At 36.9% G+C, this 13,841-nt stretch carries 10 protein-coding genes and 1 tRNA gene; 8 read left to right on the top strand and 3 right to left on the bottom strand.

Annotated features, from left to right (window positions below):
• Positions 1–126: 126 nt before the first annotated feature.
• Positions 127–450 carry a ferredoxin FdxA gene (gene fdxA, locus H4J61_RS11940; protein ID WP_182136305.1) on the top strand — a complete coding sequence of 108 codons (324 nt, stop codon included), beginning with the start codon at positions 127–129 and terminating at the stop codon, positions 448–450.
• Between the two features lie 200 nt (positions 451–650).
• On the top strand, positions 651–857 hold the full coding sequence (locus H4J61_RS11935; protein WP_182136304.1) for a CPXCG motif-containing cysteine-rich protein: 207 nt from the start codon (positions 651–653) through the stop codon (positions 855–857).
• A 232-nt stretch (positions 858–1,089) separates the two neighbouring features.
• Here the strand turns inward: H4J61_RS11935 and H4J61_RS11930 are convergent, their stop codons facing one another.
• Complete coding sequence (locus tag H4J61_RS11930; protein ID WP_182185182.1) at positions 1,090–1,722, bottom strand: riboflavin synthase subunit alpha; 633 nt, start codon at positions 1,720–1,722, stop codon at positions 1,090–1,092.
• 107 nt (positions 1,723–1,829) lie between these two features.
• On the opposite strand from H4J61_RS11930, the gene H4J61_RS11925 reads away from it, so the two are divergent.
• From H4J61_RS11925 to H4J61_RS11905, 5 genes are all read left to right on the top strand, one after another.
• Positions 1,830–3,164, top strand: a complete 1,335-nt coding sequence (locus tag H4J61_RS11925) for an MATE family efflux transporter (protein WP_259363278.1) — start codon at positions 1,830–1,832, stop codon at positions 3,162–3,164.
• A gap of 224 nt (positions 3,165–3,388) precedes the next feature.
• Positions 3,389–3,465 (top strand) — tRNA-Val (locus tag H4J61_RS11920).
• Positions 3,466–4,489: 1,024 nt separating this feature from the next.
• The gene (locus H4J61_RS11915) at positions 4,490–6,364 is read left to right on the top strand and encodes an IgGFc-binding protein (protein ID WP_182185181.1); all 1,875 of its coding nucleotides are present in this window, start codon (positions 4,490–4,492) and stop codon (positions 6,362–6,364) included.
• 59 nt (positions 6,365–6,423) lie between these two features.
• Positions 6,424–7,125, top strand: coding sequence for a PEP-CTERM sorting domain-containing protein (locus H4J61_RS11910; protein ID WP_182185180.1), 702 nt, complete (start codon positions 6,424–6,426; stop codon positions 7,123–7,125).
• 731 nt (positions 7,126–7,856) lie between these two features.
• A complete protein-coding gene (locus H4J61_RS11905; protein WP_182185179.1) occupies positions 7,857–9,095 on the top strand; it encodes a leucine-rich repeat-containing protein kinase family protein in 1,239 nt (412 codons plus the stop codon).
• 217 nt (positions 9,096–9,312) lie between these two features.
• On the opposite strand, the gene H4J61_RS11900 is transcribed toward H4J61_RS11905, so the two are convergent.
• Positions 9,313–11,211, bottom strand: coding sequence for a methyl-accepting chemotaxis protein (locus H4J61_RS11900; protein ID WP_220461034.1), 1,899 nt, complete (start codon positions 11,209–11,211; stop codon positions 9,313–9,315).
• A 728-nt stretch (positions 11,212–11,939) separates the two neighbouring features.
• Here H4J61_RS11900 and H4J61_RS11895 point away from each other — a divergent pair.
• Positions 11,940–12,416: a DUF2947 family protein gene (locus tag H4J61_RS11895; RefSeq protein ID WP_182185178.1), complete on the top strand. Its 477-nt coding sequence runs from the start codon at positions 11,940–11,942 to the stop codon at positions 12,414–12,416.
• 306 nt (positions 12,417–12,722) lie between these two features.
• On the opposite strand, the gene H4J61_RS11890 is transcribed toward H4J61_RS11895, so the two are convergent.
• The gene (locus tag H4J61_RS11890; protein WP_182185177.1) at positions 12,723–13,766 is read right to left on the bottom strand and encodes an AI-2E family transporter; all 1,044 of its coding nucleotides are present in this window, start codon (positions 13,764–13,766) and stop codon (positions 12,723–12,725) included.
• Positions 13,767–13,841 lie beyond the last annotated feature (75 nt).

Here is a 13,841-nt window from a genome sequence, read left to right as displayed (position 1 = left end):
TAGCGATACCAAATACAAAGCTAAAACAATAATTGAATTTGTTTATAAGCTAGGTATGATCTGGCCTTTCATAGTAGTAATGCTAGTCGATTTGATAGCTCAATAAGATAAAATAAGCGGAATAAAATGGCGTTTGTAGTTACTGATAATTGTATTCAATGTAAATACACTGATTGTGTTGCAGTTTGTCCTGTTGATGCCTTTCATCAAGGACCCAATTTTTTAGTTATTAATCCTGACTCATGTATTGATTGCGACTTGTGCCCTGTTGAATGTCCTGTTGGCGCGATTTATCAAGAAAATGATGTGCCAGAAGATCAAAAAGACTTTATTGAACTCAACGCTGAACTGGCAAAAATATGGCCAGTGATCACCGAAATTATTCCGGCACCTGTTGATGCAGAGCAATGGGATGGAGTACCCAATAAAATTAATCATCTAATCACTTAAGTTGATTAATTTCGCGCATAACATTGCCAACAGTTTTACCACGCGCTTTACCTTCACTAACTAAGGGCTTTACCCAAACAGTGTTTCGCCCTGCGGTGGCAAGTGTTTTGGGCGATATTTAGCCTGAGTAACTCGCGCTTTAGCTAAAAATGTTCATACTAAAACGTACAATCCTTCAAGCTTCAAATCTAGGAGCCGTCATGCCCCATAAGATTAAAGAACAACGTATTGAATGCCCACATTGCGGCCACCCTATACATTTGGCCTTAGACACTAGTGCCGGTGACCAAGATTATTATGATGAATGCCCCGCTTGTTGCATGGAAATGCACTTGAATTTACATATTGACGAGTATCATCAAAAAATTCTATTAGGAGTGGGTAGTGATAATGAACAGTTTTTTTAAACCTTAGTTTTGTTAAACCTTAGTTTTGTTAAACCTTAGTTTTGTTAAGATAATAGTGAGATAAACTCACTATTATCTTGTTAAATAAATACCTAACAAGCAAGTGATATTACTAGGTACTAACCCGCCAACCGTTAACTGCACTTTAAGTGCGTACCAGCAAGAGGTGCGTACTAGCCAGAGGTGAGTACTAGCAAGTCACATGCGCGTATAACAAATGCTTGCGTTAAAACTAATTACTACTTAGTTTCATACGTTCAATTGTTTCAACAATCGTCATGGTTTGTTGATCAAGTTCAATATTCACTTTATCGCCAATCACCGCATTCTGTAAATTGGTACGCGCTAAAGTTTCGGGTATCAGATAGACTGAAAATAACTCTCCTACTTCAGCGCCTAGCGTTAAACTAATACCATTAATACTGATAAAACCTTTGGAAAATATATACTTTTGATATTCAGGCGCTATGGTAAAACTTAACGTGCAGTTGTCCTGACTATCGATACGATTAGCTAAAACAGCTTGCGTATGAACATGGCCACTGAGCATATGACCACCGATTTCATCGCCAATTTTTAACGAACGCTCAACATTAACTTGTGTACCCAGTTTAATATCAGCAAGGTTAGACACTCGTAACGTTTCATCAATAACATCAAAACTTATAAAGCTACTAAAGCTACTATCATCACTTAAATGGCCAAACTCAACAGCGGTCAAACAAACACCATTTATCGCCACACTCGCACCAATTTCAAGATTAGCTATCAGCGGGGTCTCTAACGCAACTTTTAATCTTATCGCATTATTTTTACGCATTATCGCAATTACTTCAGCTTGTGATTGCACTATACCGGTAAACATATATCATCCAACAAATATTCTACTTTTTGCTATCTTAGCAAGAATAACCTAATGATATAATCGCTTTGATGAACATAAATCGTTTTTTTTCCAATAGTAAAAATTTAATGAAATTGGCCTATCCCATTTTAATCGCCCAATTGATCCAAAATTTAATGGGTTTTGCTGATACTGTCATGGCGGGTCGTGTTAGTGCCACTGATATGGCGGCCGTTGCCGTAGCTAGCAGTGTCTGGTTGCCCTTAATTTTAGCCATATCAGGTCTTGTGATGGCACTGGCCAGTATTGTTTCGCAATTATCGGGGGCCAAACAGTTTGACCAAGTGGCGAAAGCCAGTTATCAAACCGCTTGGATAGCGGTTTTTTTCGCAATAATCATCATTATTCTCTACTACATTGCCACCCCGATGTTAATCGACTCTATTTCGATGGAGCCTAAACTTAAACATCTAATGTTTGACTATTTAGGTTACATTGTTTGGGGCGGCCCAGGCTATTGTCTGTATTTGGTTTTACGTAATTATTCAGAAGGTTTGTCTTTTACTCGCCCGACCATGATCATTAGCATATTAGGCTTGTTGATTAATATACCCGCCAACTATATTTTTATTTATGGTGAGTTTGGTATGCCTGCACTCGGTGGTGCGGGTTGTGGTATTGCCACAGCTATTGTTTACTGGGTGATGTTTCTTGGCATGCTTGCCTATGCTTATTTTTCAAAACATCTAAAACACGCGCCATTGTTTAGCAAATTCTATTGGCCACAATGGTCAGAAATTAAAATCATATTAGCTTTAGGCACACCTATAGCATTTTCATTACTTTTTGAAGTAAGCTTATTTGCCGCCGTAGCCATAATACTTATACCCTTTGGCGCTAATGTTGTTGCCAGCCACCAAATTGCCATTAACTTTTCTGGTTTGGTTTTTATGGTGCCATTAAGTTTAGCGATGGCAGTGACGATAAAAGTGGGTTTTGAAGTGGGCAATAAAAACTTTGAAAAAGCCAAGGAACTCTGCCGGTATTCGGTTATTTTAGGACTGGTTATTGCGGTAGTAACCGCAGCCATTACCTTATTGTTCAGCACACAAATTGCCACCATCTACACCACAGATACCGAAGTACTTGAACTTGCCGCTGGCTTAATGTTTTTAGCGGCTTTATTTCAGTTCTCCGATGCCATACAAGTTATTTCAGCGGGTGCACTTCGTGGCTATAAAGACACACAGTCGATTTTGTATATCACCTTCTTTTCCTACTGGGTTGTGGGTTTGTCTTTTGGTTCAATACTGGGCTTAACCGATTGGGTAGCACCAGCATCAGGTCCTTATGGATTTTGGATAGGCTTTATTTCTGGCTTAACAGTAGCGGCCGTGTTGTTGGCTTGGCGCTTAAAAATAGTGCAAAAGCGCTTTGATCAACACGCAGCCTTGGAAAGTTAATCGAGTGTTTTTAGCTTGGTACTCTAACGCCTTGCTTTTAGACTATTTAAAATAGCGTGTAACTTTTATTGAGCTATTTGTTGCTTAAATAAGCAAGCACAATACCCAGTGCTGAATTAAACAGCAATCGCATCATATTTTAGATAAAACTGCTTGCACTTGCTAAAACAGATCGCTAACATAGCGCCTCGTTGAGTCACTCAACAATTTTACTTAGAAGTAACGCTCGCTTAGCTCAGTTGGTTAGAGTACTTGCATGACATGCAAGGTGTCACTGGTTCGAGTCCAGTAGCGAGCACCAAATTATAGAAAAAGGGATAACAGAAATGTTATCCCTTTTTTGTTCCATAAAGAAAATGTTATCTGATTGCTAGCGCGCTACCACTTCTTGATTTTCTCTTCATAACTAAAGAAATTTCCATCTCAGAAACTACAACTTTTTAAAGTAATAATCTTCTCTCATGCACCGCAAAGCAGTCTTTTTTTTTAAAGCGAAATTATATAACCTAAAGATCACTTAAACGCTAATTTTTCTTTTAATTAAATTTTTATATTGAGCAAATTAAATACCGCGACAGTCAATTTTTCAATCATATAGCAGAGATGAATTTTATATTTCTAGGGCGTAAAGAGGTACAAAGTGAGATAGCATTTTAGTGCTTAATTTAAACTCTTATTTGTTATTTTTTATAAGTAAGATTTAAAATTTTTTAGTGAGTAATTTTTCTTGGTGTTTCACCATCTTTATTTAACAAAATAAGCGAAAATTTGTCCTGATTTTTTTGACTAATTACCCACTAGCGACAATTTAATATACTTAGCTTCAATAACCTCATATTTTCTTAATATATTGCTAATTATACTTTGACTACTACCATTAACACTAAGGTATATGCTAGCTTCATGAATATTCCTGTTATTTAACCGTATCAATAGTGTCGAAAAAATTTACACAAATATGTTCTTTAACACTTTAAAAAATCTAACAATTTGATTACTAGATATTATTATTAGCGGCATAATTAATGCTTATTTTATGTACAGATTAATTTGTTAGACAAGGTGTTATTTTGTTTAACAAATTCAACTGTATTATTAAGTTTGTAAAATCATACCCATTTCATTAATTAGGCGATCTATTTTATACTTAGGAAAAGTGGCCAACTATAGGTATTTATTTTAAAACTAGCTGCTCTAGTGAATCAAATAAATGCCGAAATAGTTGGTTATTATAACTCGGTGAATGATCACAGAGTGGGGGTTGTTGTTAGGTAGTAGGTAGTAGGTAGTAGGTAGTAAATTTAAATCATATAAAGGACTTACTTATGAATCATATTAAAACCTTTGGCCATACATTAATTATATCAGTTAAGACATTACTGCTGATTTTTTTAACAATATCGACCTTCAATGCTAATGCTCAATTAGACAATCAAGGTAAAGATTTTGTTATGGCTTTTTTGCCACAACTAAGATCAGCGCCAATAATTGAATTACACCTAACCGGTGATGTCGCTACCGATGTTACCGTAGTATATCCAATGAACACACCTACGTTTATTCAAACTGTTTCGATAATACCTGGCACTGTAACCATTTTATCTTTGCCAACACAAGCAGCGACAAGTTGGACGGTTAATGCGGTATCATCAAACCTGATAAGGGCGACGGCGGATGAGGAGTTTGTTGTTTATCAAGTAAATAGAGACTCAGCAACGTCTGATGCCGGTTTGGCATTACCCGTTGACACCATGAATGTAGAGTATTTGGTTTCAGATTATAATGCGCTATTCGTTGGTCTGTTTACTGTTTATGCTGCCTTTGATAATACTGAAGTGACAATCACACCCACTAACAATATGTCTGGTCATCTGGCCGGAGTGCCATTTGTTATAAATCTAAATCGTGGTGAAGGCTATCATGGACAGTCTTTAACATCAGGTACTGCCGGCAGTTTAACCGGTACTAGAGTTGTTGCCGATAGGCCAGTAGGGTTAATTAATGGTAATAGGTGTACTAATATTCCACTTGGGACCGGTGCATGTGATCATGTCTTTGAAATTGCACAGCCCTTGGTTAGTTGGGGCTTAACCGCATCTGCTGCTGGACTTCCTAATCGACCTGGAGGAACCATTTATCGCATCCTTGCTTCAGAAAATAATACCAGCATGACGATAAATGGTGTGCCCACTACTGTTATCAATGCAGGTGAGTTCTTTGAAACAGCAGCTATTACGGGGAATCAGTTTTTTGCTGCAGATAAGCCTATTTTTGTTACTCAATTTATGACAGGGCAAAATGCGCCAGGGGCAACCTCGGGTGATCCAGCAATGACCAATATTATACCATCAGCACAATATCAAAATAATTATACCTTCTCCACTGTTGGAGCTGGGCAATTTGCACAGAATTTTTTAACTATTATTGCTGATAATGCTGATGTTGGTTTTTTGACTTTAGATGGCGTGCCAGTTCCTGTTGGGGATTATTCACCTATACCAGGGGGGACATTATCAGCAGCGGTTTTGGCTTTAAGTCAAGGTACACATAACACTGCATCGGTAAACCCTCATGGTGTCACCGTCGAAGGATATAACAACTTTGACTCTTATATCTATCCTGGTGGTGCATTATTTCAGTTTATCAATCAAATAGGAGATGCATTCCTTCCTGTTTGCTCGCTTGATATCAACAACAATGCAGGAACGGGTTCAGTTACCGATAACAAACCAACAGAAGATGTCAATGGAAATGGTATTCTTGACCCCGGAGAAGATTCCAACGGCAATAATGTCATTGATAATGATACTGGTGTTTTCTTTGTTGAAATGATTAATGGTGTTAATGCCATCTCAAGCATTGATCCCTTTATCCCAGGTGATGGGCAAGTCAATTTCACCATAAATTTAATTGATCCAGGGCAGTCAGGTAGTGCAACAATTACTGGAACTGATGGCGCTGGCAATACCTGTAGCGTAAATTTTGAAGTCACTATAGGTGGACCTTTGATTTGTGATACTGATGCCGATGGAGATATTGACCGCTTAGATTTAAGAGCAATTAGTATTGCCCGTGGTCAAGTTGCCTTGCCCAATGATCCAAGAGATGCAAACTTAGATGGCATGATCACGCCATCAGACACCAAGGTTTGTATTCCTCTTTGTACTTTGGCTCGATGTGCGATTAATCCTATTCCGTAATTCACAATAAATTTAAAAATAAATTATATTAACTTATATTAAATTAAAGGAAGAAATTTATGAGAAAAATATTATTAATAGCTAGTTTGCTATTTTCAGTAAATGTTTGTGCTACGCCTATCAGCACATTATTTAATGGTGGTTCTATTGTTGTAGGCGATAAGTTGTTTGACCAATGGGAATTAATACAAGACATTTCATCTAATCCATTTTCGGTCAACACTGATGATATAGATGTCACCAGTTTAGCTGATGGTGGACTAAACCCTGGTTCAGGACTACATTTTGAAATTTTAAATGATGCCTTTACTCTTGAAGGGAATGACTCTTATACTTTCTTAGATTTTATGTTTAGCTTTAGAGTCTCAGTACTTGACCCGATATTTAAGATCAAAGATAACTCGTTATATTTAACGGATTCAGCATTAATTAATCCTACCTCGCTGACAAGTATATTTATTGAAGAAAAAATTTATTCAGACCCTAATAGAGGTAATGAAATAGGTACAAAAAATGTAGAAAGAAGTGATATATTTGGTCAACAAAATGAGAAATTATTTGATTCAGCAAATTTTTCACCAACTGATGAAATTTGGGTAACAAAAAACATTCTACTTGAAGCGGGAGACTTTGGTGAGTTTGCCTCATTGCGAAGCTTTGAACAGCGTTTTTCGCAAGTGTCTGTTGTTCCTGAACCCAGCACATTAATACTGTTTTCTCTTGCTTTAGTCTCGCTTACTTTAAGGCGAAAAAGTAAATAATAAATATACCACTGAGTCATTAAGGATTAAAAAGTTAAACATAAAAAGGATCTTAATCGTATGTTAAGATCCTTTTTATTAATTAATAACCTATCGCTATCTGTCAGATTTTATAGTTGATGTAAGTTAATCTAAACTAGTATCAGCAAAAAATTTAGCTCATGATTTTTCTAAATCGCCTATGTCATTTTCGCTAGCGCGCAGTGAACTATCGTCATTAAGCCACCCTTTCCTAAAACCATCTAAAAAAACTGTAAACTTAATATTATCTGACTTTTTTAAACTGAGCTTTATCTTCTAGTCATTTTTAATAACAAATGACTCTACATCTATTTTTAAGCTTAGGTTTACAAATACGTCTAGTGCTTTAAATGCTAATCGCTGCGTTACAATTATCTGATTTTATTTGCTTTATAGCCGCTATCATACTTCCCATTGATATTGATAAATAGAAGGGTTTCCTTTAAAATAATCCATTATATGTAATTCTAGGTTCACCTAGAATTAATGAAAACAGGGACTAGGTTGTGGTAAATACCTGTGTACAAGATACAAGGTGTCACTGGCTTAACTCTGGTAACAAAAAACATCTTAGGTTGATTACCCCTCGATAAACCTGAAAAGCCTTTAAATATGCTTCTCGGGTTTTTTTATATCTTAGCGATGTCATATCACTTTGTGGCATCCTAAATTTTCATTTACTAAAAATAACACTAACAATGGATTAATAAATGCATACGCTATCTCAGTTAAAATCTGGCAAACTCAGGGGTATTAAGCGTTTAAAGTTATCTGAAAACTTAAGCTCATTCCCATTAGAAATTCTGTCATTAGCAGATAGCTTAGAAATTCTAGATTTATCTGACAATCAATTAACCTCGCTACCCAAGGCGTTAATTAAGCTAAAAAAACTTCAAATAATTTTTGCTTCAAACAATCGCTTCCAAGTATTACCTGAAGTACTTGGGCGCTGTGAAAACCTAGAAATGGTTGGCTTTAAATCAAATCAAATTGAACAGGTGCCTGCTAACTCCTTACCGGAGAATTTACGTTGGTTAATCTTGACCGACAACTGCCTTGAAACTTTGCCTGACGCTTTGGGCGAACGGCCAAAACTACAAAAATTAGCGTTAGCAGGCAATAGGTTAACCAAACTACCGTTAACACTAGCGCAGTCAAATAACCTTGAGTTAGTGCGTATATCAGCGAACAATTTAACTGAATGTCCCGAGCAATTGCTGAGATTACCTAAACTTGCATGGCTTGCCTTTGCCGGCAATCCTTTTAGCCTTGCTAACCTCAATATTGCCTCAGTTCCATCACTGCCCTCAACAAGTTTCACCTTACAAAAGGTACTGGGACAAGGTGCTTCAGGCGTTATTTCCAGTGCAACTTGGACTGATAGTCCATTAGCATTTCCAGACAATGTTGCGGTGAAAGTTTTTAAAGGCAAAGTAACCAGTGATGGCTACCCAGAAGACGAGTTACAGGCATGTTTAAAAGTCGGCGATCATCAAAACCTTGTCCGTTCTTTAGCACAAGTCAATGAGGAAGATTATTTAGCCTTAATCATGAACTTAATACCGGCTAATTTTAAAAATTTGGGTTTACCGCCAAGCTTTAAAAGCTGTACCCGTGATACTTTTCCTACAGGCTTTACCTTAAGCGTTAGTCAAATTGATAAAATAGTGTTGCAAATGGAAGACGTGTTTGAACATTTACATGCAAATCGAGTATGTCATGGTGATTTATACGCGCATAATACCTTGTTTGATGAAAACGCTAATATTATTTTTGGCGATTTTGGCGCCGCGACTATGTACCACATGCTCACTGACGAGCAGCAAGCATTAATCCAGCAAATTGAACGTCGTGCACTTTCTTGTTTGATTGAAGATTTATTAAGTATTTGTCATAAACAAGAACAAAACAGCCCACAATTTAATATTATCCAGCAGAAAATTCATTAATATTGCTTTAAATTTAACAAACGATAAAGCTCAACAAGATGCAAGAATCAATACATTTAGGGCCCTGTAACAGAATCTGTTAAAGGGCCAACGATGCCGATAAGAAATGTTAAAACGGCCTTGAATCGATTTAAAATTGAATTCGAAGACCGTTTGAAAGATGTTATTTAAACCTGGCAGTTACACAAAATCTGTTACAGGGTCGTTACAGGGCCAATTAAATTTTAAATCGACTTATTATACCGGTTAACTGTTGATTAATTTCATCAACACTATTGATCTCATTAACCACTTGCTTACCATTTTTATCTAACTCACCAACAATTTCGTTAATGGCTGTCATGTTTTTACTGACTTCATGTGTAACGCTACTTTGCTCTTCAGCAGCAGTGGCAACTTGTGTACTTAAATTATTAATCTCCGACACAGTATTTGTCATTTCATTCAAGCTTATTGACACTTCACTCGTACCCGTCGCTGCTATTTGACAACGGTCTTTCGTCACAATCATTGATTCAACAACCGTTTGATTACCTTGTAATAAGCTGGCAAGTGCACTTTCAATTTCGTCAGTACTTGCCTTTGTACGGCTCGCAAGATTACGTACTTCATCTGCAACCACGGCAAAACCACGACCTTGTTCACCAGCGCGAGCGGCTTCAATAGCGGCATTAAGTGCCAATAAGTTAGTTTGATCAGCAATGCCGCCAATAACACTCAAAATGGAATTAATTCCATCGGTTTTCTTACTCATCTCACTAACACTTTCTACCGAGTTATCAATGTCTAAAACCAACTCAGAAATAGTATCTTGAGCTTGGTTTACCGTTTTCATAGACTCACGACCAGCGTTGTTGGCATTCTCAGTCAGTAAAGCAACATTAGCAATATCACTTGCCATAGCGCCTGCTGTGGCATTCATTTCTTCAATCGCCGTTACAACTTGCTCTGTTTCTTGAATATGGCCATTTAATATATTTGTATTATGCTTTGATTGGTCTTTCAACTTATAGAGGTTGCCATTTAAGGCGGTGGTTGCATCTTTTATTTCTATCATCATCGACTGTAAGCTCTCGATAAAACGGTTAACCCCATCAGAAATTTGACCTAAATCATCACTTGAGTTTACCTTGAGGCGCTGTGTTAAATCGCCATTACCTTGAGAGAGTGCTGTGATTGTTTCTTTTAATACCAGTATAGGACGGTAAATAATTTGCAAGACAATGAAAACCAACACAACACTTATTATTGTTGCAACAAGCGTACTGATAATAGCGCTTTTTTTCGCATCAAACAGACTGGCATATGCAGTTTCTTTATCTAGACTCAGCGTATAATACCAATTTTTATCAGCCACTTGAATTCGGTGCGAAAAAAGTAATTTATCCACCCCAGCTAATTGATAAGTTTGTCTGCTGCTTTTCTGGCTAACAGTGCTTAACGCCACCTCTTTAAACCAAGGGTAATTAGTGGCTAGCTTTTTGGTTTCTACCGCTTTATTCGTCGAGGCTAAAACGGTTGTATCATGATTCAAAATTAATGCTACAGCCCCCGGGATTTTCGAAGAGTCTTCAACCAACTCATTCAAAAAATCTAATTTCATATCAACAGAAATCATGCCATTTTTTATGCGATGAACGATGCTGACCCAATAGTCTATTGAATCAAAATAAGGTTCACTTGTTGCTGTACCTGAATTTTTTCGAGCTAGTTTGTAATAAGACTCAGTTCTAACATCACCTGCGAATATATTCTCAGGCCAAATTTCGCTAGCTTGATTCCAATAACCAACACCGCTTTCAAATCCAATAGCCGAACTATTAAGATTCATGGCAAAAGCTATGGTGTTGGTTAATTTAATAAAGTCTTCTTTGCTGCCTTCTTCTCGTTGATCATCATATAATTTCGCAATCCTAGCCAAACCTAATACTTTTTCATTCAATTTGCTTTCAATAAGCATAGATTGTTGTCTCACAAACTCACTGTTTTGTTTAATAATGATAGCGGTCAGTGCTTTTTCTTCTTTAACATAGGAAAAGTAACTTGTTAAAGATACAGACAAGCCAACTAATATTGTGATCGTAATAAGTAGCAGGTTTTTGAATCCAAGTTGCATAATGATGTTCTCTCTTTGTAAATATCTAAAGTTTTAAATTTCTATGGGTTAGCCTTACTAAATGCATATGAGTAAGGCGTTTTTAATCAGGACTTAGTCTCTGGTGAGGACTTTCGTTATATAAATACTTCGCTTTTAACCTCTTTATTTATTAGCTTTTAAAGCTTAATAATGGCTGGCATGCCTTCACCTATGCCAATATCAGGAAAGTCCTGATAAGCTCCTGTAGCTACAGGATTCTTAAAACTATAAAAAATTTCTGCTTCTTTTAAGACTGATACTTTTTTATTTCAGTTAAAGTTAAGTTTAATGCGATACACCCTATCGATCTTTGTTAATGTTTTTGAACGACCATAAAACAAAAAACAGGTGATTTAATAGAAAAAACGTATACTTAAATATACGAAGAGTTCAGGTGTTTTTATTTTGAGTGGAATTTAAGAAGCCAAGCGCGGCATTTTGCAACAACGGGTACTTAAGGTCAAACTTATGCTGAAAAGAAACTTATATTGTTAAATAAACAGCCATGATAAATTTAGCCGTACTGGGGAGTGCAGCTAAAACGTTAATAGACAAATGGCCAATGTGAACTAATACAAAGCCAGCGAATTGCTCTAATCAGTAACTTTAACTGTATTTTTTCATTTTATAACCTGCAATTTTAAGCAAATTAATGAGATACTAGCGGTACTTGTTATACCAAAATTAAAGTTACAAATATAACCTTTATGAATTACACCTCAATTGACGAATTAAAAAACGCTTGGATCTTTAAGCATAAAAGCTTACCCATTAGCGATAGCGACAAAGCAAAAATTAAACCTATGATCAGTACTCGTGCCAAAGTACTCTGGGATGGCGCTATCAGTAAACAAGTTGATCACCCAGACTTTTTTAAAAAAGGTGATTGGCCAGAAAATTCTGCATCTTGGCTTGATAACGGTAAATGGGAAAGCATTTGGGATAGTGAAGCATGTTTATTACCCGAGATCATTTTAGCGCACCTAAAATGGGATAATAATACCGTGGTTTATTATTGCAGTTCGCGAGATAATGTTATTGAAACCACTTGGGCAGTATTTCAACGTTGCTGGAAAAATTTTCTGTTTATGGATGACGGGGCAATCTTAATTGGTAAAAAGCGCAATGAAACGGTGCAATTTCTTTCAACCGGTTATTTTAAGATTGGTCAAAAACCCAGTTAATTTAAACATGAGCACTTGGCCCCTTCAATGCTATTTCCACTTGCTAAAGCATTGCCGATAACTTGGGGCTGTGACTTTTATCTTGCTGATTTTTAATATTCGCCATCAATTGTCATCTGTTTTGTATGGCTGTTATTAATTGACTAATAATGGACTAATAATTAGCTACAGAGCCGCTTAATAATCACATAGTAAGCTAAAACCCCTTAAGTTTAGAAGGTTATGAACCAATAAGTTAGGATTTAGCTTTAAGTTTTTAAAGTGCTATAAATTAGAAAAGGTAGCTTATCGCCACCTTTTACTTGCTTAAGTCTCTTCCAACGCTTCTTCACCCGATAATAACACCGCAAACCAACTGCCTTCTGCAGAGTTTTCTAAAGCTATTTTAATGATCATGGTCAAAGGTACTGACAACAACATGCCCACTGTGCCTAGCAACCAGCCCCAAAATATTAATGAAATAAATACCACTAGGGTTGATAGCCCAAGGCCACGGCCCAAATAACGCGGTTCAACCACATTGCCCATTACTGTGTTTATGGTTAAATAGCCTAAGCCAATAAAACCTGCTGCCGCTGGCCCTAATTGCAGAACAGCTAACGACATTGCCGGTACGGCGGCGATAATGGAGCCAATATTGGGAATATAGTTTAGTAAAAAGGCCAACACTCCCCACAGTAAGAAAAAGTCTAAACCAAACACCCACAGCATTGATGAAACACAAATGCCGGTGGCAATACTCACCAAGGTTTTAATGGCAATATAATTATTTACTGAGGATAAAAATCGGTCAATTTGCTTTAAGCGAGCTTGCGGATCGTCAAGCGCTAAATGTAATTTACGCGGTACAGATGACGCTTCAAACAACATAAAAATAACCGTAATTATGATTAAAAATAAATTAGCCATAACGCTGCCCAAACCACTGAGCATGTTAGCGGCTAAGCCCATTGCTGCAGCGGGGTCAAAGTATTCAATCAGTAATTCTGACGATATTTTAATATTGTAGTCATCAAGTTGTTGGGTTAACCAAATAAACTGTTCTTGAAGTTGCGCGCGATAAACCGGAATAAGTTGTGACAACTCATTTAACGAGTTACCCACAAGCCCAGCCAGTGACAGCGCAATAGAAACAAAGATACCAATAACAAAGATGACCGCTATCGGTTTAGGAATTTTATAACGCGCCGCCATCACCACTAATGGGTTACAAATAATGGCAATAAACGCTGATAATAAAAATGGTACTAATAATGTCGCCGCGGTTTTTATCCCCGCTAGCACAACAAATAATGCCGCGGTAACCAATAAAAATTTCACCGCGCCTTCGGACTTGCCTTGTAAAACCATTTTTTAAACCCAGTTGGTTATCTAATATAGTATAAGCTCTTAAAACTATACGCGATTTCATAGCATACCCGCTAG

Origin of the sequence: Colwellia sp. MB3u-4 (assembly GCF_014077065.1) — a bacterium.
In the GTDB taxonomy this organism is placed as follows: domain Bacteria; phylum Pseudomonadota; class Gammaproteobacteria; order Enterobacterales; family Alteromonadaceae; genus Cognaticolwellia.
Note: the sequence above shows the minus strand (reverse complement) of the source record. Positions and strands in the feature narration are given on the sequence as shown.

Coding starts and splice junctions, on each gene's coding strand:
- H4J61_RS11915 (WP_182185181.1), top strand. CDS start 4,490: ATGAATCATATTAAAACCTTTGGCCATACATTAATTATATCAGTTAAG.
- H4J61_RS11890 (WP_182185177.1), bottom strand. CDS start 13,766: ATGGTTTTACAAGGCAAGTCCGAAGGCGCGGTGAAATTTTTATTGGTT.
- H4J61_RS11935 (WP_182136304.1), top strand. CDS start 651: ATGCCCCATAAGATTAAAGAACAACGTATTGAATGCCCACATTGCGGC.
- H4J61_RS11930 (WP_182185182.1), bottom strand. CDS start 1,722: ATGTTTACCGGTATAGTGCAATCACAAGCTGAAGTAATTGCGATAATG.
- H4J61_RS11905 (WP_182185179.1), top strand. CDS start 7,857: ATGCATACGCTATCTCAGTTAAAATCTGGCAAACTCAGGGGTATTAAG.
- H4J61_RS11925 (WP_259363278.1), top strand. CDS start 1,830: ATGAAATTGGCCTATCCCATTTTAATCGCCCAATTGATCCAAAATTTA.
- H4J61_RS11900 (WP_220461034.1), bottom strand. CDS start 11,211: ATGCAACTTGGATTCAAAAACCTGCTACTTATTACGATCACAATATTA.
- H4J61_RS11910 (WP_182185180.1), top strand. CDS start 6,424: ATGAGAAAAATATTATTAATAGCTAGTTTGCTATTTTCAGTAAATGTT.
- H4J61_RS11895 (WP_182185178.1), top strand. CDS start 11,940: ATGAATTACACCTCAATTGACGAATTAAAAAACGCTTGGATCTTTAAG.
- fdxA (WP_182136305.1), top strand. CDS start 127: ATGGCGTTTGTAGTTACTGATAATTGTATTCAATGTAAATACACTGAT.